Genomic DNA, 24304 nt, shown 5'->3' on the forward strand with positions numbered 1-24304 from the left:
CACCCTGCCGGTGACTTTTTTCACTATAAATAAAGGAGGCAAATGCTAATCCCTTACCTGTATAATATTGTTTACAACTGCGAATATGGCCAGTTGTGTGCGGTCCTTGCACCTGAGCTTGTCAAGGATTCTTGTTATTACGTTCTTTACCCTTCCTTCAGTAATAAACAGGCTGGCAGCAATTTCTCTGTTACTTTTTCCCAATACTATCAGGCTGATAACACTCTTCTCCCTTTCAGTAAGGTTGAACTTTTCACCGGCTGTCACCCCTTTCGAGCTTGACCCGGCGTCACATCCTTCCCCGGAATCCATTATTGTTCTGACAACATTTGGATGCACTACTCTTAAACCTTTGACCGTACTTTTTATTAATTGCCGTAGTTCTGTAATTTTTATGTCCTTATAGACAAATCCATCTGCTCCGTTATACAGGGCTTGAGATATTTTCTCCCTGTCACTGAAAGTCGTTAAAATAACAACTTTAACGCTTTTATATGTATCCTTGACCAGTCTTGTACACTCGATCCCATCACATACGGGCATGATCATGTCCATCAATACAATATCAGGAGACAATTTGCCGCATAATTCATACGCCTCCTTTCCATTACCCGCACAGCCTACAACCTTAATTTCATCATCCTGTTCAATAAGTTGCTTCAAACCCTCGCGAATTACTTCCTGGTCATCGGCAATAATAACTCTGCACATTTATTCTGCCCCCTTCAAAGGTATTTTTACAATAATATTAAAACCCTTTTCTCCATCAGACCCATACCTGATAACTCCATTAATATCCATAACTCTCTGCTCCATTCCATTCAGCCCGAAACCCTTTTTTATTTTCCTGCACCCTATTCCGTCATCAAAAATATAAAGCTCTATATGTTTTTCATATGCTTTCAGAATAATAGTAACGTTTTCTGCTTTTCCATGGCGCAGAGAATTGGTCAATGCCTCCTGGCACACCCTGAAAACAACATAGGAATAAACCTGTGTGATATTATTGACATCCCCGATTAATGAAAGGTTTATTTTAATCCCCGAAGGCAGAAAATCCGAAATCAGGCTTCCTAAAGCAGTCTTAAGATTATCCGCCGCAAGTTTCTCCGGAACCAGACCTTCAATTGAGCGCCTGATATCTCTCATTCCTTCTCTTGCATCTTTCACAGCTTCATTCAATTTCTCATAGGTTGCTTCGGGATTTTTATCGTATATAACGCAGCATACTTCAAGAAGAGTAATTAGTTTGGCCATTGTATGCCCTATTGTATCATGTGAGTCCCTTGCAATCCGGTTGCGCTCCCTGGCGACAGCAAGCTCTTCCACCGTGCTGGCATATTCATTTAACTGTTCGTTTAGAGCTGTCAGTTCTTCATTTGCTGCAGTAAGCTCTTCATTCATTGCCGTAATTTCCTGGTTTTTGTCACTGATTTTATGCAGAAGCTTTTTATGCTGGGATATGTCACTGAAGGAAACAACTCTCCCCAATGCTTCCTTTGTACTGTTAAACAAAGGCTGCACTTTTACTGTGAAATGTTTTTCCCCATGCTCCAGCATTGCCATTTCTCCTTGGATTTCATAGGCCGCAGGTGCCTGTATGGCACTTATTATCTTTTCACCTGCAGGTGAGATTTTAAACATATTCCTTAACCTGCGGCAAAAAATGTCTGCCTCAAAGTGTTTTTTCCTCGAGGCCTCCAGTTCGAAAGTTCTGACAAATGAATCATTGTAGTAGGTAATTTTCCCAAACATATCGATAAAAAACACGGCATCTTCCAGACTGTCGACAATTTTTTTGAAAGCTGCAGCAATATTTAAAAACCTGTATTTTAAAGTCAATACACTGAAAATTACTGATGAAATGGCTATATTTAAAAATGCGGCAACGTTTCCTATGTGGATCAGGCCCAGTCTATTCCTGAAAATCAGGCAGAAAATATTGAACCAGATACCTGTACCAATTAGAAGGCTGATAAAAAGAACCAGAGTTATTGATTTCCTCCTGGAGTCAAAAAGATTTACAATACAGTACTTCAGCAACAAAACGGCAGTCACCACCAGATATATGTATGGAAAGGAATTATAAGCCCCATGGATTATAAATTTTAATATACGCACTTCAGAAGCCGACCTTAAATTAATTTCTGCGAATACTTTCATAAGGAATATAATAAAAGGTGGAACTGCCAAAATCACGGTTTTTCCGGTTTTTACCCTGCGGTTTATAAATATGAGGCAAAAAACCAATAAACCATAAGTAGTAAAACACATGAGAAAATATTTAACTGTTCTATAAAAAATATTTTTAATTATTATTTCCATATACTGCAGAAGCTGTGTAGCGCACAATAATGCAAACATCGACTGGAAGATTACAAAACTTGTCAATAATAGTGTCCTTTTCCCTCTTAATGAGGAAAATATTATAATGGCCAGTGAAAGAATTAACGATATAACCAAAACTATTTTCATCAGAATATCAAAAAAATCATACAAATTTGTATCCTCCTGTAGATATGCTATTCTTATCGAAAAATGTTTATTAAATTATACCATAAAATATGCCTTCTTGGAAATTTATTTATATTTTTACTTTATTTTACATTAATAAACAAAAGAGGTTTTCCAAATAGAAGGAAAACCCCTTTTGCTTTTATTTAATCGAACAGCTTCACGCCCAGTAAAGTTAATTCCTCCTGAATGAGTTTGTAATTAAGTCTTCTGGGTGTTACGCCTGTTTCAGCTGCAAGTGCTGCACCTGTTCCTACCGCCTGGCCCATTGCCATGCATATATTCATAACCCTGCCATCAACCGCCTTTTCATACTGCAAGATTAATTTTCAACGCGGGGCGGACACCGTCACGGGCTGCACTGACATTGGCATAGCTGCGTATACTGCAGCCCGTACCGACAAAAAACGCACGGGTCGGCTTGTTTCCCTGTGTTCTCAGCCACCACCAGGAGCAGCCGGTTTCCTGTCCGTTTCTGATAATATAGTTATCTTTGTTGGTTTTATCATATACATATAAGCTGCAGCCATCAGGTTTTTTCATTTTGGCAAAATCCGTCCCGCCTGCACGCAGCAGAGTCTTGCCGTGTTTGTCGGATACTTCCTTTATCTCATTAACGCTCAGCAGAAAAACCCTGTCCTCGGTATCCGGACTGTCTTCTCCGTTGCCGGTGCAATGAGCCGTCTTTATAAATTCCTTTTCTGCTGCAGTAAATGCAGTGTTATAGAATTCATCGTTCAGCCATTTGCGCAAATCACAGTCACGCCAGTTAATAGCCACGCAATCATACCATGTAATATCCGCCGACTTGCCGTGATACCTTTTGCAGTCCAAAATATGCTCGCTCAGAATGAACAGCTCACTCCCGGACTTCTGCAGCACCCGCCACTCCACCGGTGCTGCAGAAGTTCCAGCCGAGGTCTGCGGATAAGTGCCAAAGGTAATGATTTCTCCTTCTTTTGCATTACGGTAACAATCAACTATCTGCAAATTGCTGTCCTCCTTCATAATTTATAAATTATTTATGCCTGACAATCTGATTTGACTCGTTGTGCCAATTGAAATTTTGTTTTAATTTACAGATAAATTTAATTAAAATCAATTGGTACGCGAGGACAACATACACTCTTCATTAATTCAATCTGAATTTTTCTCTCTTTTCTTACTTCCTCCAAATTTTTAGGATACATTAAATTAATTAAGGTTATTGCATAGTCTGATGCTATTAATGCATGTCTCTTCACATGAGGAGTGGCAGCAACCTGTCCCATAACTCTTAAAACCTTTACTTTTATGGGGTCCTTTTCCTCCCGTGCTAATCTGTGCAACTTAAAGGCCACATTCCTGGCCTCCTGGAACCTGGCCTTTCCCTCCTGCCATTTCCTGCTGATATCAAAACATTCATTTATTTCATCACAGGGCTGCATATTGGTCAAATCTAAAATATGCTGCGCCAACAGCAGACTATAACATGAAATAGCCTTATGACTATGGCTTTTACTGTCAAATGCGGCAATAAGCTCGTCTTTTAACTCAGGAATATCATCAATTTTTCTTATTATTCCCACATCTCCCATATAACTGTCCTTCTTTCCGCCTCTCATGCTTACACCTCTTTAAATCTCCATTTTTTTATTTATCAACCCACCTATATAATCAATCAATTCCTTTACATCACACTCAGCCTCAGACAGGGAAGACAACAGCTCCTCCGAATCTTCCGTTTCTCCGGATAAGAACCTGTTATTTCCCTCACTTCCGGGTTTCAGTTTTTCAAGCATTCTGCATATGCACTGTGTGCTGTAGTTTTCCTGCCTCAACACCTTAATGACTCCAAGCAGCTTTATTTCATTCTCTCCATAAACGCGATAACCATTTTTACTTCTCGGCACATCAAGAAGCCCGTTTCTCTCCCAGTATATAATGACATTTATTGAAACCCCCAGCAGTTTTGCGGCTTCAGTTCTATTTAGTAAAATATCTTTTTCTTCCTGCAAATCATTTTTCAAAATTTTCCGTATTATTTTCATTACCCTGAGTTCATTATTCTTTTCATTTTGTATATGTGCCAAATACTCTCTGCTCAGCTCCAAAGCCTTTTTTAAATTCCCCCGGGCAGCACTTCTTATAATATTTTGGACTTCAAACTTCATATAGCATTTGATCAGTTGGCTTCTCAATGCCAGTCTTACCAGCTTAATCTGCTCCAGATGGGTTTCGTTATAAACCCTGTAGCCATTTTTCCTTCTTTCAACAGGAGCCAGGTAGCCCCATTTCTCGTACAGCATTACAGTGTTTGGATGTATCCCCATTATACCGGCAATTTCAGAAGTACTATAGGTTCTCATTGTACACCGCCTCTTTGGTTACCTTGATTTCATATCTCATTATAGCATGCGGCAATAACCCTGGTACGACAGTGGAGGGTTTTAAAAATAAAATGCCTTTACAGAGATTACATCTCCATAAAGGCACCTTTATACTGCTGTCTATAACTGTTTTCTCACTATTTCAGCCGCTTTCACCAGATTCCTAAGACTTGCTTCGGTCTCAGGTATACCCCTTGTTTTCAAACCGCAATCCGGATTCACCCACAGCTTGTTCCTGTCAATCTTCTCAAGCATCTTATGCAGGGCCTGAACGATTTCCTCCACCGCCGGTATCCTTGGGGAGTGTATGTCATATACTCCCGGTCCGACTTCGGTTTCAAAATTATTTGCTTTCAGAGCATCAATAATGGTAAGTCTGGAACGGGATGCTTCAAAAGAAATAACATCTGCATCCATATTATCGATATCTTTTACAATCTCTTCAAACTCACTGTAGCACATATGTGTATGAATCTGCGTTTCGGGCTTCACCTTGCTGTGGCAGAGACGGAATGCCGGAATAGCCCAGTCCAGATATTCGCTGTACCATTCTTCTCTTCTTATGGGGAGCTTTTCCTTAAGAGCGGCTTCATCTATCTGGATAATTCTGATTCCGGCCTTTTCCAGGTCGCATACCTCCTCACGGATGGCTATACCTATCTGATATGCCATCTCCTTAAGGCTCACGTCTTCTCTGGGAAATGACCAGTTCAATATGGTGACGGGACCTGTCAGCATTCCCTTAACAGGCTTCCTGGTTAAGCTCTGTGCATAATGAGAATATTTAACGGTAATCGGCCTGATGCGCTTTACATCGCCAAATATGATGGGAGGCTTTACACATCTTGTACCATAAGACTGGACCCATGCATTCTGTGTAAATACGTATCCTGCAAGATTTTCTCCGAAGAATTCCACCATGTCATTGCGTTCAAATTCTCCATGCACAAGCACATCCAACCCTAAATCTTCCTGTTTTTTTATACAGCCCTCTATGAACGCAAATACCTGTCTGTCATATTCTGCCTGATCTATATCACCTTTCCTGAAGCGGCTCCTGTTCTTTTTTACCTCCTGAGTCTGGGGAAATGAGCCGATAGTGGTAGTTGGCAGTAAAGGAAATTTAAATTCTGTCTTCTGAAGCTGTTCCCGCTCCTTTCTGTCAACCTTCCTTCTGAAATCTTCTTCCGAAAGGGCTGAAACGTCGGCCTGTACCTTTTTATCCGCATAAAGCCTGTCTGCCTCAAATACTTTCCTGTTATTGCGGTATTGGTCAAGAGCATCAAAATCATCTCTTTCAGCCAGTATGGACAGTTCATGGAGTTCTCCGAGCTTTTCCTTTGCAAAGGAAAAGTGTTCCCTGACACCGCTCTCAAGTTTTGTTTCATTTTCCAGGGTATACGGAACATGGAGCAGGGAGCAGGATGTGGATACAACAACATGTTTCGCATATTTTCCGATTTCTGAAAGCAGCCCGATTGTTTTTTTATAGTCACATTTCCAGATGTTTTTTCCATTGACGACGCCGGCAAATAAAATTTTACTTTCCGGAAATCCGTTTGTTTTTACCAGCTCAAGAGTCTTCTTTCCTTCCAGAAAATCCAGGCCTATTCCATCAAAATCCAGAGCTGCAATCTCATTGTAGCAATCTCTTACATCTCCGAAATAGGTTTGAAGCAATACTTTTGTTTTCTTTTTTTCTTTTAATATTTCGGTATATAATTTTACGAATCTTGCGGTATCTTCCCTTGAAAGGTCTGTTACCAGGGCGGGTTCATCAAACTGAAGCCATTCGGCACCAAGTTTGTCAAACCTCTCAAGAATATCCCTGTATGCCTGGATCATATCTTCCATAAAGTCATCAGCGTGCTTTCCGCCATTAAATTTCGCCAGTTTTAAAAAGGTAAAGGCCCCCATAATAACTGGTTTTGTTTCAATTCCCATGGCTTTTGCTTCTGCGTATTCATCAAAGGGCTTGTTCCCCGAAAGTTTGATATCCGTATCATCATAAAGCTCCGGTACCATATAGTGATAATTGGTATTGAACCACTTTTTCATTGCAAAAGCCTTCACATCGCCCTGTACTCCCTGAAAACCTCTTGCCATGGAAAAATAAGTTCCATGCCCGCTCAATTTCAAATTCCTGTATGCCTGAGGAACAGCATTCAATAAAACCGTCGCATCCAGCATACCATCATAAAAGGAAAAATCATTGGAGGGTATATAATCTATCCCTGCATTCTTCTGTAGCTGCCAGTGTTCGCTTCTTAATTCCTTTCCTGCCGCATTCAAATTTTCTTCCGTTATTTCTCCGTTAAAATACTTCTCCGATGCAAATTTTAATTCTCTTAACTTTCCCACCCTCGGAAAACCGATTATCGCACTTTTCATTCTCTACCTCCGTTATATCATACTATTCATATCGATTCTATTTTATAATAGTATAGAGCAGTTTAAGCATATTGAATAATACAAAAAAATGCGTGTTTGATATAGCTTTAAGCTATTTCAAGCACGCACTCATATTGATTCTGATTAAATCTACCCGTAAAGCAATACAAAATTTCAATTAGTACAACAGGTTAATTCAAATATATTCGGATATATGCATTTTTAACGCTTCCATATATGCCTTTCCATACCTGCTCAGAGTCACATTCTTTTGCTTTATCGTCCCCACACGCATATATTCATTTACCTTAAGCCGTTTTGCGATGATATTCTCCCCGTTCAGCTCCCTGCTGATTACCCCGGTACTGACGGTATACCCGTTCAAGCCTATTACCAGATTGAATAATGTGGCCCTGTCTCTTACCTTGATATTTTTGTTCCGGTCAAGAGTACTGAGGATCTCCTCCGAAAAATAAAATGCGTTATAATCCCCCTGTTCAAAAGAAAGATAAGGATACTCCTCAAGCTCATCCAGGGTTATTTCATCCTTTCCTGAAAGTGGATGCTTTGAACTGATAAAAACATGGGGATTTGCCACAAAAAGTTCTTCGAATTCCAGGCTGTTCTGCTTAATAAGCTTCATAATGACTTCCTTGTTTTTGGAGGAAGTATAAAGAATTCCTATCTCACTTTTTAGCCTGCTCACATCCTCTATTATCTCATAGGTCTGAGTTTCCCTGAGCGTAAAATCGTACTGGCTTCCGCCGAATTCCCGGATCACATCAACAAAAGCATTCACCGCAAAGGAATAATGTTGGGTTGAAACAGAAAATCTCGGACTTTGTTTTTTGACATTCAGAAACCTTTCCTCCAGCAGATTTGCCTGTTCAAGAACCTGTCTGGCATACGCAAGGAATTCATCACCTGCATTTGACACTACAATCCCTTTATTTGTCCGGCTGAAGATGGTAATCTGCATTTCATTTTCCAGTTCTTTTATGGCATTGGTAAGGCTGGGCTGGGAAATAAATAATTCTTTTGCGGCATCACTGATTGAACCCTTATCCGCAACAGTCACTATATATTTCAACTGCTGTAAAGTCATTATCTATTCAGCTCCTTTTTGTTTATACGCTTGTATATAAGCAAAATTTTCATTGTTCCTGTCCACCGAATAATCATCACAAATTACTGCGTCAATAAAGTCCTTGCCGCTTGACTCCACCGCAACCACTTTCATTCCAAGCTCCTTCTCCACATCACTTACTGTAACATCATCCAAAAACACCTTTTCTCCCGTCCTCAGCATATTGGACGGTATATGGAGCACATCTCCAAGGTCTTCACCGTTGTGTATTCTCTCCTGGAGCTGTTTTATCAGATCCTGGCCGGTAATAAGCCCCGATACTGTTATTGTCTCACCGAAAAAGATGTTACGGATGCAGCACACATTTATTGTTATTCCCGGGAATACTTCCATAATCCGAGCCGCAAAACTTTTTAGAGTGGGATAAGTCAGCTTGCCCGTGGCCATTGTCAGTGTCCTGGACACATTATTTTTAAGCTTTTTGCGCTTTATTTTTTTCTTAACCTTCTCCAATTCCTCATTAAATTCATCTATAAAAAGCCGCATCATGCCAACACCATTTTCAAGTTGGATATAGCCATCATACCGTTCTTCCTCAGGGAAATCCCTCTCTGCAGTGATATACCATTCATCACTGGCATGGATGAAATGGAGGCCGTACTTTTCATAAAATCCGTGCTGCCTGCTTTCAATCATATCGATAATGGCTCCGGCCTCCTGCCTGCTGTATAATTCAAGCGGCTGCAAACCTTCCCTGTATTTCGTAATTCCGGCCGGAACCACCGAAACGCTCCGCATGAAAGGAAGGTATTTTGACAGGTCCTCTATCGACCTTTCCAGTTCAATACCATCGTTAATATTTTTACATAATACAATCTGCCCGTTCATTTCAATCCGGCCTGCATACAGCTCGTCCAGATATTTGAGCTTGTCCCCGGCAAACCTGTTATGGAGCATTTTGCTCCGGAGTTCCGGATTTGTCGTCTGCACAGATATGTTAATAGGAGCAAGATGCAGGCGTATAATTCTGTCCACATCCTTTTGCTTCATGTTGGTCAGGGTTATATAGTTTCCTTGCAAAAAAGACAGCCTGGAATCGTCATCCTTGAAATACAGCGTCTCTCTCATGCCGGGCGGCATCTGGTCAATAAAGCAAAACATGCATTTATTGCTGCAGGAACGGTAATCACTCATCAGACTGTTATCGAACTCGATTCCCAGATCGTCATCGTAATCCTTCTCAATCTCCAGCAGCCATTCTTCCCCATCCCGCTTTTTTATCAATACTTCGATAAATTCGTCCTTGATCAAATACCTGTAATCAAATACATCCTCTATCTCTTCATTGTTAACTGCCAATAGGAGATCTCCCGCTTCAATTTCCATTTCTTCTGCAATAGAATCCGGATACACCTCTTTAATCAGATGACCTTGATTCTTTTTTTTGTTCAAATAGGATTTTCCTTTCATGCATATTTTTTAACGGGAATAATCAGTTATCATCCGTTTTAATTTTATCAAGAATATTATCATTCCTATTGTACTCTTTTAAGTGGTTTTATACAAGGAGGGCAGCATCTCACACCGGTGCCGTTCGGCATAAAAAAAGCACCAAAGCTTTTCACTGGCTTCAGGTGCTGTCTGATATTTCTACTTTACAATTTTCTCTCTCACACTGCTGTGAATAAAAATGGCCACCAGCACGATAATTCCTGTAATACTGCCCGGTATCCCCAGGCTGAAATGCCCGGATAAATCCAACCGGTCTCCCACTGTGCTTCCGCCCAACGACACAACGGCAAATATGGCTGAAAGGATTCCCATAATTCCTTCTCCCACAATCAAGCCTGATGAAAATAATACTCCCCTCTCCTTGAACTCCTCTTTCCTCTTATCCAAAAATTTTGCCAGCAAGCCTCCTAAAAAAATACAGGAGCTCATGCTGATGGGCAGATACATCCCAACTGCAACAGGCAGAACAGGTACATTTAACAGTTCCATGACAATGGCAAATACCACTCCGATAAATATATATGTCCAGGGCAAATTATTATTTGCCGTACTCTCAACAATCATTTTCATCATGACAGCCTGGGGCGCAGACAAGCTTTCAGAGCCGAATCCCCACGCTTTATCCATCAACATCAGGATACAGCTGATGGACAGGGAGGATATTACAACTCCTATAACCATGCCAAACTCCTGCACCTTCCATGGCCCTCCCAGCAAGGAACCTGTTTTCAATACCTGTGAGGTTTCTGCGGCCAGAGATGCTGCTACACAGACCACCGCACCCATTATAACCGCTAAAAAAAACATATCCTGTTCAATCTTTCCGGTCATCAGCAGCACCATTGACGATACGGCCAGAGTAATCATGGCTATTCCGGAAACCGGATTGTTGCTGCTTCCCAGCATTCCGGCCATTCTCGCCGACACTATGGAAAAAAAGAATCCAAATATTATTATTATCATTAATCCGACAATTCCAAATATATAATAGCCAATAGCCATTGCGCCCAACATGGCAATTGCTATTATTGGGATCAGCCTGCTTTTTATGGCGCCTGTGTCTATCTTCCTTATGCTTTTCCCAAAATTCCTTATCATGCCGGGAAATATTTTTACAAGTCCGATAATTCCTCCTGCTGCCACCGCCCCCGCACCAATATACTTAATATAGCTACTCCATATGGCCTCGGCCGTCAGCCCGGAAATTGGCATGGTGGCAGGAAAGAATACATTATCTCCCCCAAAAGCTGTTATAATGGGGATCAATATTATCCAGCCAATAATTCCTCCCGTAAAAAAACAACTGGACACTCTATAACCTGAAATATATCCTACACCTATTAAAGCAGGCAAAATATTTATTCCGGCAGTAGCATTTTTCAGCCCGGAAAATGTATGTTTTACGCTGTCCGGAAATACTTTTAATATTTGTGATAAAAATGTAAAGCCTCCCGACACAAGGACTCCGTGAAGGATATATTTAGTTTGGCTTTGTTTGTTCACACCTGACAATATGACTTTTGAACTGGCTATACTTTCGGGGTAAATCAATTCTTCCTTTTCCTGGACAAGCAGCAATTTCTTCATGGGTTGGATGAAAAGTATTCCCAGTATTCCGCCAAATGTGGCTGCCAGGGATATGTACAATATACTCGGAGCCGCAAGCACCCCTTCTCTCGCCCATATGTACAAAGCCGGAACAGTAAAAATAATTCCGGCCGCAACGGCTTCTCCGGCGGCTCCGACTGTGGTTGCAAGCATTGTATGTTTTAAGGATGAGCTTTTTAATATATACTTGAAAACTCCAACCGAAATAACTGCTGCCGGAATTGATGCCGAAATTGTAATTCCCGCCTTCAATCCCACATATGCGTTGGCAGCTCCGAATAACACGGCAATACCGATTCCAACCAATATAGAAATTGCATATTCTCTTTTATTCATAAGTACTCCCCTGTTTATAAAGTCTTTACCATTTTTATATGTGGCAGGCCGGTCTTTTTTGACGGAAAATTATCGCCCTCGGTGTGGAAGCCCAGCTTCTCATAAAATTCTTTTGCTTCAATTTTCGCATCAAGGATAACTGCTTTCCGCCCCTTTTCTTTTGCCAATGACATCAAATGTTTCATTAATTCCTTTCCGATTCCCATTTTATGATAAGCTTCCTTTACAACCATTTGAGAAACAACCGAAATATTATCATTGTCAAAAGTCAATCTGCCGTAACCGAGAACCTCTTTTTTCTCAACGCATACCAGGTGCACCGCCCCTTCCTCCATACCATCAAATACCTTATCCAATCCCACATTGAAGGGTTTGAAAAAAACCTCATATCTCAGATCTATGGCCTGGCTGTACAAAGGATCGTCTGAAGTAATCAAGATATATTCCATTTATCCTCCTCCGCCCTTAAAAGTCGGCTCATTTAATAATACCTGATGCTTTTTATCGCACTATCTACAATTTCATATGCTTTTTCAGAAGATTCAGCCTCGGCCAGTACCACCGTGCCATAACCAACTTCTGTAGCCATTACGGTATCCCCGGGTTTGATCCATTGCTCCAAAAGCTTAATTCCCTGCATTTTTTCAGCCTCTTCCATCCCCTCAACGCCCGCGACCACCCCTGCTCTGGCATAAACCACTCCAAATGCGGTGGGTACACGTGTGTTGACGGATACTGAAACTTCCTGCCCTGTCGCCAGCTTGATCAAGCTTTCAAACATATTGACACCCGTACTGTTTTCTACCGATTTACCGACCAAAATACCGCCTAATCTGGCATTTACCTCTATCAAACGCGGTCCGTCTTCGGTAATCCTGAACTCAACATGGGCCAGACCGAAATCATAATCCATACAATCCAAAATATTTCCGGTCATGCTTATGATTTTCTCCTCCAACTCTGCCGTTATCCTGGGAGACGGTGTTACAAAATATTCTTCCAGAAAAGGGGGCTGTTTCATAGGTGCCATTTTATCATGTATGGCTGCAATATATTTCTTCTCCTTGTCGACAATACACTCTACGGAAATTTCATATCCCTCCAGATATTCTTCGCACAGCCATAGTTCAGATAAGTTGTCCTCACTCCAAACATTCATGGGGGCAAGCTTTCTATCAGCTTTGACTTTATTGACAAAGCTCTCAAATTCTTCCGGAGACTCTACTTTGGTCACAGCACACGAACCTGCAAATTTTAACGGTTTGATGATGACAGGATAACCAATTTCTCTTTCGATTTTCTCCTTGCTGCCGTACAGGTCGTTGGTGCACATGAATTTATTTTGATCTATCCCGTGTTTCTCCAGCAAAACCCTTGTTAAATATTTATTTCTTGCAATCCTGGCCGCTTTCACACTTAAACCCGGCAGGCCCAATATTTGAGCCAGAAGTGCCGTCTGTTCCACTGCAAATTCAGTAAAAGTCAAAATACCTATAACATTATGTTTTGTGGAAAAATCCACCACTTCTGTTATCAGCAGGTCAATGTTCTCGGTATCTACCGAAATGCTGTAATCCGCCAGACCATACTCATTTTTAAAATTTTTTTCTGCGACAGCAACCTTATATCCCATATCTTTTGCCAGCTGCAGCGGAATGGTTTTTACACTTTTTCCGCCGCCGCTCTGGACAAAAATCACCACTTTTTCTTCCATATTCATTACACCTCCTATCGCTTTTCAACCATGTCCATATTGATCCCCATACAAATATAACCTCTTTTTTGAGCCTCATTATTGAAACCATCAAATCCAAACGAGTTGCAAATACTTACTGTGCTTCCCCTCTGTTCCGCCATCTGTTTAATGGAATTAAATTTCTCAAGCATGTATTCCTTCGGAGGACTGTATCTTATGACATGAGTATCGTTTGCAGTTCTGTAATCTTCATTGTGGCTGTTATCTCTTATATATATTTCCTTGAATTCATCAATATGCTCCGGTATCTGTTTTGCAATTCTTTCCAGGCAGCCATGTGTGACCCTCGCAAAGTCAATTGCAAAATGATCTACACCCGCCTCAATGAACCTATCCATGATGCCTCCCACAAACGACAAATCCTTAAAGGGAAACAGGGGTTCAAGTATAGCCGCCGTTTGAATACCAGCAGCAACGCAGGCTTTTGCAAAGGTAATCCTCTCCTCCAGGGCTGCCGCACATGGTTCCACAGCCTGTCTGATTTCCTCTGCAGGCATTCCATAAGTAATAATCACCTGACACTTTTCTCTGGTCTCCACCAGCAGCTTAAATAAATCATCTGTGGGGACTCCCTTGGTTACCAGAATGTAATGGCATTGCTCATCTCTTAACACCTCAAGGATGCCTCGGGTCACACCTGTCTCCATCAGCGGTTTTTGAAAGCAGTCAGACTTTGGACAGTAATAGTACAGAGGATTTTTATTAACCGCCTTATGCTTTTTAATTTCATTTCTTAAAAATTCAGGGTATTGGGTATCAACTTTGACAGGTAAAAATTTTTCGGTGTCTTCCTGGCCCAATGCATTGCAATATGTACACTGGAATTCACACCCCATGACCGGAACAATTTCATAGATCAAAGGACAGGTGGGTGTGTTGCTGTGTATCTTTATCCTCAGCATTTCTCCGGGACATAATTGGGTATTGTTATGCATATTTTATCCTCCTGTAATTAAAAATTATTAATAATAAAGTCCATAATTTCCCTGGCCTGGACCGTATCGTCAAAACTATATTTGATCCCTCCCAGATCTCCTTTGAATTCATACAGCTCTTTCTTCAGTTTTACAGTGTCTTTCCGATTGTTAAACAAATCGCTCATGATTCTGGCCAGAATCTTCATATCGCCTTCCCGGGCTCCCAATCTCGTAATGCTGTTTACGCCGATTCTCAGCCCCCAACGGTTACCCGGCAGAAAAATAACATTTGAAGATATCCCTAATTTTTCCAATTTTTGAAAGTTTGCAATTGCATCTCTTTGGGTATCAAAATCGATCCAGAACTGATTGGACTCGGTATAACCATATTCTTTGGCCGCAATTTCAATTCCGTTAGACTGCAGATTGTCGGCCAAGGCCTTAGCATTGTTATATATGCTCCTCGCATACTCCCTGCCAAACTCCTTGAATTCCGCCATGGCAATATACAGCGCAAATATGTGATGCATGTGCGTATTGGAAACCAGCACATCTTTAACCATATGGTGAACTCTGTCGGACAGTTCGCCTTTTTCTTTAAATAAAATTATGGACTTCTGCGGTCCCCACATGGATTTATGGGCTGTTGAGTGAATGATATCGGCCCCCTCTGCAAAAGGCTCCTGGAACATGCCTCCCGCTATCAAAGCCACCATATGTGAAGCATCGTACATTATGGTTACATCATCCCCCACTATTTCTGATATTTCCTTTAAGGGATAGGGGAATAAAACATAGCTGGAATCCAGAAAAATTGTTTTAGCGGGATTTCGCTTCCATTTCTCTTCAAAATCCTTTAAATCAAAATGGTAGTCTTTGCCCAGCAGCATTTCCACAATATTCAGATTCAGCCGTTCTGCTATGGGTTTTACCGACAAATGGCCTCCATGCAGATCATACATTTTATACATGGTATCCCCATTTTCAAACAAGGAAAACAACAATACCGTTAGACCACTCAATCCGGATAATAGCCTCACATCACATTCCTCAGCCTTGAATACCTCCTGTACAATGTCTCTGGTCATTGCATTTACCCTATCCAGGGTTTGAATATTTCCGAAAGCCAGATTTCCAATCTTGTCTGCCTCCTCGGGCAGCCTGGAACAATACTGATCGCTCAAGCCCATTAGATATGATGACCGCAGCAGTCTGGATGAAGTATTTTCCGATGATATCAATGCCAGCCTGTCATCTTTATAATGTTTATAATCCTCCACAAATTTTATTATCTCAAGTAATTCTGAACCCATATTAATTTTCTCCCTCTCTGCAGCAGTATTTATCAATGATGTCAATTAATATTTCACAACACTTTTTGTACTCTCTTACAGGAACTTTCTCGTTGTTTCCATGAAAGGACTCCAGCTCCGCCTGGTCTATCACGATTGGGTATATACCGTAACTGTCCACTTCCTTCTCCCTAAAATATTTTGCATCCGTTCCAACCGGCGTAATATACGGCAGAACCTTCGCATTTTTATAATAGCTGCATATACTCTTCTGGACAGCTTTGAATAAAGCCGACTGTGAATCAGAAATATCAGATTGCTCCATCTCTTTTATTACATTAAATTCTATCCGTTCATCATCAACCAGCTTTTCAAGACGGCGGATAACATCGTGATAGTCCGTCTTGGGTAAAATCCGGCAGTCTATCAATGCTTCAGCTTCTTCAGGAATTACATTAACTTTTATACCCGAATTGATTACCGATATGGTCTCGGTATTTCTGATAATTGCATTAAAGAACTTAATTTTATGTAAATACCTACCTATACAGCTTCTAATAAACTTAATTTTATATAACTTTGCCATTAGATAATAAGCTCCGCCCCTTAGCTTCGATACTTTTATAATGGTATCCCACAGTATTTTATCGCCGGCAGGACATTCAGGATGTGTAATGATCTTGTACAATGCCTTGATCAATATGTCATTGGGGTTGTCCAGACTTGGCTGCGATGCATGACCGGCCTTGCCATGTGCCTTTATTTGAAGCCATATTCCTTTCTTTTGTCCGCATGCCACGAAAAACACAGGGAATTTTTCATTTATGTCCTTCGTTCCAAAGCCCCCTTCATCCAACACACCCACAGGGTTCAAATCCTCCCAATAATTATCAGTTATATATTTTGCCCCTTCTTTTCCCCCGATTTCTTCATCCGGAACGGCTAAGAATACTACTGTTTTTTTGGGCACAACCGACCGACGCTTATAGAAAATCATCGCCATTAGTTGTGCAACTCCCAGGCCCTTCATATCAAGAGCTCCACGTCCCTCGATACAGCCATTTCTTTCTTTGCCCGAAAATGCATCAAACTCCCATTTATCCTGATCTGCCGGAACGACATCCATATGGTTTAGCAATAGAAGGGAATCCTTTTTTTCTCCCCTTATAAAACCGGCTATTGCCTTTTTACCGGACGGGCAGCTGTATATTTTATATTCAATATTTTCTTTCTGTAAAATGCTTTCTAAAAACGCCACAGCTTCATCCACATTTCCGGGTGGATTAACAGTATCGATCTGTATGTACTTCTTTAAAGCATCTTTCGCTTCAGTAAATAATTCTTCAAATAATTCTTCCACGGTACTCTTGCAAATTTCCATTTCACACTTCTCTTTCTTCATACTTAATTTGTTCCAACTCTCTTTGAATCTCATACCCGTCATGGAATGTGGTAATTCTTTTTTCTCCGTTCTGATAATAATAGCTATAGAAAGCGTCTATCAAACAAACAAAGCTGTTTATTCTGAAATCACTCTGATAATTTTTTATCAAAAACTCCGCCGGAATAACCATTTCTTCTCTTTGGCCTGTTATTGAGTAGAATTCAATTGAATCCTGACCGGTGATTCTAAGTTCTCCCTTATCGGTGAATATTCTTACATGGTCAATTTTTATAAATTTTGATGCTGAAATGTTTATTGCAGCCGGTATGCCGGTGGCTGTAACTGCAAGTGCATATACCGAATCGTCAGAGGTGTGCTTTTTGTATTTGCCAGCCTTTGCATCATACCTATTCCTGACTTCGGTAAAACCAAATCCTTGAATTTGCCGCAGCGGGCCATTTCCGATAAAGTGCAGAAAATCCAGCTGGTGGGATAGATGCGCCCCTGTCATTCCGCCTCCCGCTTCCCTGTCTGCGAACCAATCATACAATCTTTCAGATTCGGGAGTATTCCAATATGTCATGTGTTTTAGGATTTCTATGCTTCTTGTTTCACCGTATTCCCCGGTTTCAATTATTTTTTTCAAGTATTGCTTTGAGGGATCAAATCTGTGTTCATGTACCAGTGCTGCTTTGCTGTTATTTTCTTTTGCCAGATCCAGCAGTTCTTTACTTTCCCCTGTGCATATTGCCATGGGTTTTTCCAGTATTACTGCTTTACCGGCCCGGATTGCCTTTGCAGCAAACTCGAAATGCTCCTTTGGAATGGCCGCAATGCTGACCAGGTCAATTTCACCGTCCCCGGCTATCTCGTCAATAGAGCCGTAGGGATATATTCCATATTGCGCTGCCACAGCCTGCCCTTTGCCTGGCGTGTGGGCATATATCCCTCTCACATCATATTTGTCATTCAATAGATATCCCGGCAAATGGACTTTAGCTCCAAAACCGGTTCCTACAACAGCCACTCTGATTTTATGCATTCTTTTCCAGATCCTTCTCTCTTAACGGTGATGTTATTACGATTTTCCCGGACTTTGTCACAGGTATTTTCTCAACATATTCATAAGATATTTTCAACTGGGTTTCGGCAAATTCTTCCGGAAAAATTCTTTTAATTTTCTTTTCCAATAAACACCTTACAGTCTCACGGTCTTCCACCTTTTTCTCGATTTCCATTATCACATTGATTCCGGTTCCATTGACTTGAATTACTTGATAATGTGCAATTCCCGGTATATGTATGCTCCAAAAAGGATATTCTGAAATTCTGAAATTCCCGTCCTTTTTATCCTCAAAAGTAAAATATGAAGTGTTTCTGCCTCTTATATAACATATACGGTCCAGACTGCTGTTCTTATTATTGGGCACATAATAAGCCATATCCCCGATATCATAACGAATAATGGGCATAACCCTGTTATAGAGATTTGTAATTACTATATGCCCCAACTGATAATATCCGGTAATAGGCCTGTTATCTTCATCAAGCAATTCCAATATTATTTCCTCATCCATAACGGTCAATGTTTCGGGTTCTTCTTCAAAAGCAACCGGTCCTGTTTCACAGGTAGAATAACTGTTGACCGGGAATATGCCAAATCCGGCTTTTATTTTATTCTTGTCGCGTTCGGTCAGCATCTCCCCCACAAAAATCAATTTTTCCGGTTGTATATCAACAGATTTATTTAATATGTGCTCTGCTATTTCCCCTAATACATGCGGTTTTGCCATAATAAACTCCGGCTTGAAACCTTCAACCTCTTTGACCATCCTATCGATGGGAGTAAAGATTGAAATAAGCCTTAGCCTCACCAGGTTCCTCATTGCATAAACCCACGAATTTCCGCCTATATAGTCATCCATAATTCCAATATATAAAAATCTCTTTTTTCCTGCTATCAGTTCAAAGGGATTCTTCCCCCGCAATAAACCCGTGTTCTTAACCAGCAGCATTGCAGTAGCCGTTGCAAACTCTCTTGGCCCCCAGACCACATTAACAGAACTCCCTGATGATCCCGACGTATGAAAAATCAAAAACTTATTTTTGTAATTCCTGGATAAGGAAAATCCCGTACTTAAATAATCTTCTATATCACTTATCCTCAAATCTACGGTCAAAACATCCTCGAGGCTATAAACCAATATATTTTTGTCAACTACCGGCAGTTCCTCCAAAGGAATCTTTTTTAAATCCAATCCTTTAAGTTCCCTACGATAAAAAACAGAGTTATCCCTGGCATAACGCAGTATCCTGTACAATTTCTTCTTCCTGAGAATTTCCTTTTTATATTCATCCCTGTAAGAAGGTAGGTAGTAAGAAAAATATTTTATTAAAAAGAAAAATAAAAATTTTAATCTGAATACCATATTATTTGTCTACCCCTTCCTAATCAGATAAAATACGCTGCCGATTTTAGAAAAGCCCGCAGTGGTATATAACTTATTTGCATAAGTATTATCCTTTCTTGTGTTAAGAACAACTGTCAGCTGCTCAAGAGCCGCCCATTTCAAAAAATTCTCCATACAATTGGCAGCGATCCCCTTTTGCCGTTGGGAAGCATCGGTATATATTTTTCCGATCTCCATATATTGCTTGTATTGATATTTAATTTCAATTTTACAATTTACCGGCTCACCATTAATAAACACCTGGTTTCTTTTGACTTTTTCCCTGTACTCAATATGTAAGTCTTTTTTCCTTTCTTCTTTTCTCCAGCCGATTTCCTCATCGATATAGCTTTTCTCCAGCCTTACCAGATCGGAAATGTCATTATCCCCGGCAAATCGTCCTGTATTGGATAGAAATTCATAATTATTTATATCTTCCAGCTTATTAATCAAAAAATTTTCTTCAACTGCCTCATATTTCTCCTTAAATACCTTTGTATCCACTTCCTGGTCAGTATATAAAATAATTCTTACTTCCTTGAATTCATTATTGATCCTTTCCAGGATTCTACAAATATTATCAGTATTGTGCAAAAATAAAATCAGTTCATCATATGGGCACAGCACTGCGACACCTTCATTATCAAAGATAATAAATCGTATGTAATCGCCCGACAGCTGCCTTCCTAACACCGGCAGGGAATACGGCAAATACTTTTCCAGGTATTCAGTATCCTTCAATATCTTATCCATAATTTTTATCTGCCTTGTCCTGTTTTCCTTTTATGACTTGAGAGGTCTGTAAAAGCCATAGGATTTTTTGTATTTTTTTGCCAATTCATATTTTTACATATTATACCAGAACTGCTTTATAACGTAAAGTAAAATGTTAAAAAAAACACAATTTTGTCGTTCAAAATTTAAAAAACCTTTGCTCTCCAGAGGGAGATCAAAGGTTTTTTATAGAACAGCCTGTTTTCAGTTTTGCCGGAATTTCCACATTACTGCATTAATTAAACAATGGAGCCACCGCCGTCTACAACAATAAATTGACCTTGCACATAGCTGGAAGCATCACTTGACAAATACAATACGGTGCCATTCAGCTCACCCTTGTTTCCGGGGCGGCCTGCCGGATTCAAGGCATTATATTTATTCAGGAAATCTTCTGATTTAAATAGAGTACTGCTGGTCATTTCACTTTCAAACAACGCAGGTCCAATGGCATTAACCGTGATTCCATACCGCGCATAAGAAGCAGCCATTCCTTTTGTCAGACCCAGAACTGCTGATTTTGAAGAGTTATACGAATGTCTGATAAATACATCAACCTTATCTGCGACAATGGCATTTACAGAAGCAATATTTACGATTTTCCCGTATCCCCTTTCCTTCATTTGCGGTACAACATATTTACTTACCAGAAAGATACCTTTTACATTTGTGTCAAAGGATCTGTCCCACTCTTCAACCGACATGGAATCAACGCCGCCGCGGACTGCAATTCCCGCATTATTCAGGAGAATATCAATATGTCCGAATTCACCGAGAACTGCCTCTATGGCCGATTTTACATTTTCTTCTTTTGTCACGTCACATCTGACTGCAAGAACTTTTCTTCCTGTTGCTTTTTCGATATCGGCCTTTACAGCATTTAATTTTTCAACCCGTCTTGCCAGGATAGCCACATCTGCTCCGGCATTTGCATATGCAAGGGCCGCGTCTGCTCCCAGTCCTGAACTCCCGCCTGTCACAACGGCTACTTTTCCTGTTAAATTAAACATATTTGCCATATTCATCTTCCTCTCTCTTCCTTAATAAATTTATAATCTTGTTATAACAATTACATTAAATGCGTCCGGTTTCCATAAACGTTGTCCTGTCATATCTTCCGGTCAATAAATAAGGAATAACTTCATCTGCCTCTAATTTTTCTGCCAGATTTAATTTATGAACCAGCAAACTGTTCCTGGAATATGCACCGCCGATTATGGTACGTATGGGCAGTTCGGCCCAGGGATCATCGATGCTGGATTTAAGTTTCATGGAGACAGCAGCCGGTTCCCAGGAGGTATAATTATATTCGCATTGGTTCATAAGCAATGCGCCGTTTACAAAATGTGACTCTCCGTTTTCATCTGGTATTCTGTCAAAATGAAAGTAAAAGCCGCCACCAAAGGTCTTTTTACCTGCCCCTGGAAATTGGTAAAGGGCTGCGGTTAAAGGACTATTGTATTCACCCAATTTCATGGAAACATCCACAAGCTGCGTTCCTCTCCTGGTTACCGAGGCTGTGACACTATCCCCATTTTTTCTGATAACAAATTCCGCCCCCATTTTCTTGGGTATACTTCCATTATCCCTGCCGCATTGTACAGCCATTTCAGCGCCGGGTCCCCCTAAAACCAATCCCATTGTATAAAGTCCCAGTGTTTTTCCATAGGTTGCATATACACCCAGTATGGCTTCATAATAATCGTCTGCAAAGGTAGGGTTATTGACGTGACAAACGGATATTGTCACAACCGGTAAAGAAAATGGCTTCAAAGGCGGAGGCAGAATTTCGGCAATTGCCCGCGGATCTGTTAAATAGGCAACATACACTCCTTCCTGATTGTCCATCAAGGATATCTTTCCAAAATTCGAAACATCTGTTTTGGAAACCTTGAAGCTGATGTTCTTCGGGTTGTCCCGGAAAATGTCTCTGCCTGCTAGAAACCCGGAATGTACAGCTTCTGCGATCATTCCGTCCTTTTGCGCACTTCCGGTGACTTTGACCGGTATATTTGCAGCTTCCAATTCACTCAGCAAGGATTGATCCGGTTTAAATCCGAGAGATAATACTATGGCATCGGTTTTTACTTCCTTCTGCTGTTTAGTTTCCATATCCTCAATCAAGACTGCTTCTTCATTTATTTCTTTTAAAGCCTGGCCAAGCAGATAAGTCACTCCATATTTCCCCAACCGCCCGCATACGTCTGCAACATTGGTATGGTTCGCATTTGGGGCCGGTCTTGTCAGCATATCCACGATTACTACCTTATTATCGTTTGCAGCTAAAAATTCGGCTGTCTCAAGCCCGGTTAAACCGGCACCAATTACGGTAACCTTCTTCCCCTTCAAATCCGCTTTTCCCGATAACACTTCCTCTACCGTATATACGTTATTTCCATCTATTCCTTTAATCTGCTTCGGAATGACGGGGACTGAGCCTGCTGCCAAAATAACGGCATCCGGCCGGCAGGATAAAATGGTATCCTTTGTGGCTTCGGTATTTAAAACCACCTTCACTCCAAGCCGTTCAAATTCATTATTATAAAAGTCTGTAACCCACTGCATGCGTTCCTTTAACGGAGGTCTTTTTGCAATATTCAGAGTTCCTCCAAGTTCTTTTTGACGGTCCAGCAGGGTTACTTTCATACCGCGGTCTGCAAGGGTCAATGCAGCACTCATCCCTGCCGGTCCGCCGCCAATTACCACTACATTATGAGATTTTGTATCGTAAGCCGGATTTCCATATTGTTTCTCCCTGGCAAAAACCGGATTTAGAGAACAGATTGGCGGAACCCCGGCGGCACTGTTTGCATTTAGGCTTTCAAAACAGCGCAGACAGGAGATGCATTTCCGGATTTCTTTTTCTCGCCCGTCTCTGGCCTTGTTTACCCATTCCGGATCTGCAATGAAACTTCTTCCCATGGATACGAAATCCAAAATACCGTCATTTATCATTTCATCTGCAATCTTCGGTTCCCGGATCACAGACACGCCAATTACAGGAATATTAACATTATTTTTGATTGCCCGTATCATGTCTTTTCTCCAGCCCTGAGGGAAGGAGATGGGTTCTACGCATGTCATACCTGTCTCATATAAGCCACAGCTTACATCAATAAAATCAATGCCTTTTTTCTCCAAGGCTTTTGCTATTAAAACACCATCAGTAATATGAATATAGTCTTCCGTAACGCCTGTCTTATCCAGAAATTCTTCGACGCTTAACCGTACGCCCACAGGAAAATCCGGTCCACAGGCTTTTTTTATGCCATCAATTATTTCAGTAATCATCCGAAGCCTGTTTTGGAAATTTCCGCCGTATTCATCATTACGCTTGTTAGTATACGGAGATAAAAACTCTTGCAGGAGGTATCCGTGAGCGGCATGTAATTCTACTCCGTCACAGCCTGCTTTCTGAACCCTGACTGCCCCTGCAACAAATTGTTCTATTAGCTGTTTTACTTCCTCAGTCTGTAATTCTCTGGTTTCCTGTTTTAACAATTTACATGGAATGGCCGACGGTCCAACTACAGGCTGGCCTCCCAATAGCGCAGAGACTGTTTCACGGCCAGGATGGTGCAGCTGAATAAATATTCCCGTTCCATGCTTGTGAATTGCCGCTGCAAGCTCAGATAACGGCTTTATATGTTTATCCTTGGTCACCGATAACTGCCTTAAAAGCCCTGCTCCATTTACATCATTAATGCGGGTGATTTCCGGAATAATAAGTCCTGCCCCGCCAACAGCCCTGGCTTCATAATATGCGATCATATCTTCCGAAGGGGTTCCATCCAGATTGGCAAGTCCACAACCCATTGGTGACATAACCAAACGGTTTTTAATTCTCAGTTTCCCAATTTCTCCAGGCTTAAATATCTGGCTATACATTTTATACCTCCTGACACAATACTGAA

20 protein-coding genes are annotated in these 24304 nt (G+C 40.9%); all 20 read right to left on the reverse strand.

The window, feature by feature from the left end:
• Positions 1-45: 45 nt before the first annotated feature.
• Positions 46-711 (reverse strand): response regulator, encoded by a 666-nt coding sequence (locus tag CTER_RS07645; RefSeq protein WP_004624885.1) that lies wholly within the window; start codon positions 709-711, stop codon positions 46-48.
• Positions 712-2499, reverse strand: a complete 1788-nt coding sequence (locus CTER_RS07650; RefSeq protein ID WP_004624959.1) for a sensor histidine kinase — start codon at positions 2497-2499, stop codon at positions 712-714.
• A 161-nt stretch (positions 2500-2660) separates the two neighbouring features.
• Positions 2661-2801 carry an FAD-dependent oxidoreductase gene (locus CTER_RS27950; protein WP_117387150.1) on the reverse strand — a complete coding sequence of 47 codons (141 nt, stop codon included), beginning with the start codon at positions 2799-2801 and terminating at the stop codon, positions 2661-2663.
• A 22-nt stretch (positions 2802-2823) separates the two neighbouring features.
• Positions 2824-3504 carry a DUF6273 domain-containing protein gene (locus CTER_RS07655; RefSeq protein WP_004624857.1) on the reverse strand — a complete coding sequence of 227 codons (681 nt, stop codon included), beginning with the start codon at positions 3502-3504 and terminating at the stop codon, positions 2824-2826.
• 98 nt (positions 3505-3602) lie between these two features.
• The gene (locus CTER_RS07660; RefSeq protein WP_004624800.1) at positions 3603-4118 is read right to left on the reverse strand and encodes a putative immunity protein; all 516 of its coding nucleotides are present in this window, start codon (positions 4116-4118) and stop codon (positions 3603-3605) included.
• A gap of 12 nt (positions 4119-4130) precedes the next feature.
• Complete coding sequence (locus CTER_RS07665) at positions 4131-4862, reverse strand: MerR family transcriptional regulator (RefSeq protein ID WP_004625038.1); 732 nt, start codon at positions 4860-4862, stop codon at positions 4131-4133.
• A gap of 141 nt (positions 4863-5003) precedes the next feature.
• Positions 5004-7274: a 5-methyltetrahydropteroyltriglutamate--homocysteine S-methyltransferase gene (gene metE, locus CTER_RS07670; RefSeq protein WP_004624927.1), complete on the reverse strand. Its 2271-nt coding sequence runs from the start codon at positions 7272-7274 to the stop codon at positions 5004-5006.
• 196 nt (positions 7275-7470) lie between these two features.
• Positions 7471-8379, reverse strand: coding sequence for a LysR family transcriptional regulator (locus CTER_RS07675; RefSeq protein ID WP_004625002.1), 909 nt, complete (start codon positions 8377-8379; stop codon positions 7471-7473).
• A 3-nt stretch (positions 8380-8382) separates the two neighbouring features.
• Entirely contained in the window at positions 8383-9813 is a 1431-nt protein-coding gene (locus CTER_RS07680) for a DUF512 domain-containing protein (RefSeq protein WP_004624929.1), read from the reverse strand.
• Between the two features lie 198 nt (positions 9814-10011).
• Positions 10012-11817, reverse strand: a complete 1806-nt coding sequence (locus tag CTER_RS07685) for an OPT family oligopeptide transporter (RefSeq protein WP_004624917.1) — start codon at positions 11815-11817, stop codon at positions 10012-10014.
• Between the two features lie 14 nt (positions 11818-11831).
• Positions 11832-12266 (reverse strand): GNAT family N-acetyltransferase, encoded by a 435-nt coding sequence (locus tag CTER_RS07690; RefSeq protein WP_004624738.1) that lies wholly within the window; start codon positions 12264-12266, stop codon positions 11832-11834.
• Positions 12267-12298: 32 nt separating this feature from the next.
• Positions 12299-13531 carry an ATP-grasp domain-containing protein gene (locus CTER_RS07695; RefSeq protein WP_004625037.1) on the reverse strand — a complete coding sequence of 411 codons (1233 nt, stop codon included), beginning with the start codon at positions 13529-13531 and terminating at the stop codon, positions 12299-12301.
• Positions 13532-13545: 14 nt separating this feature from the next.
• Positions 13546-14508 carry a radical SAM family protein gene (locus CTER_RS07700; protein WP_004624943.1) on the reverse strand — a complete coding sequence of 321 codons (963 nt, stop codon included), beginning with the start codon at positions 14506-14508 and terminating at the stop codon, positions 13546-13548.
• A gap of 17 nt (positions 14509-14525) precedes the next feature.
• A complete protein-coding gene (locus tag CTER_RS07705) occupies positions 14526-15803 on the reverse strand; it encodes a PLP-dependent aminotransferase family protein (RefSeq protein ID WP_004624773.1) in 1278 nt (425 codons plus the stop codon).
• A gap of 1 nt (position 15804) precedes the next feature.
• A complete protein-coding gene (locus tag CTER_RS07710; RefSeq protein ID WP_165585951.1) occupies positions 15805-17184 on the reverse strand; it encodes a M20/M25/M40 family metallo-hydrolase in 1380 nt (459 codons plus the stop codon).
• On the reverse strand, positions 17165-18208 hold the full coding sequence (locus tag CTER_RS26820; protein WP_004624994.1) for a Gfo/Idh/MocA family protein: 1044 nt from the start codon (positions 18206-18208) through the stop codon (positions 17165-17167). Before CTER_RS26820 ends, CTER_RS07710 begins: the two co-directional genes overlap by 20 nt.
• Positions 18201-19487, reverse strand: coding sequence for a phenylacetate--CoA ligase family protein (locus CTER_RS07720; protein WP_131469388.1), 1287 nt, complete (start codon positions 19485-19487; stop codon positions 18201-18203). The genes CTER_RS26820 and CTER_RS07720 overlap by 8 nt, the downstream gene beginning before the upstream one ends.
• A 117-nt stretch (positions 19488-19604) precedes the next feature.
• A complete protein-coding gene (locus CTER_RS07725; protein WP_004624750.1) occupies positions 19605-20369 on the reverse strand; it encodes a GNAT family N-acetyltransferase in 765 nt (254 codons plus the stop codon).
• Positions 20370-20629: 260 nt separating this feature from the next.
• Positions 20630-21409: an SDR family NAD(P)-dependent oxidoreductase gene (locus CTER_RS07730; protein WP_004624984.1), complete on the reverse strand. Its 780-nt coding sequence runs from the start codon at positions 21407-21409 to the stop codon at positions 20630-20632.
• 55 nt (positions 21410-21464) lie between these two features.
• Entirely contained in the window at positions 21465-24278 is a 2814-nt protein-coding gene (locus CTER_RS07735) for an FAD-dependent oxidoreductase (protein WP_004624866.1), read from the reverse strand.
• Between the last annotated feature and the right edge of the window lie 26 nt (positions 24279-24304).

The organism is Ruminiclostridium cellobioparum subsp. termitidis CT1112 (assembly GCF_000350485.1).
Classification (GTDB): domain Bacteria; phylum Bacillota; class Clostridia; order Acetivibrionales; family DSM-1351; genus Ruminiclostridium; species Ruminiclostridium termitidis.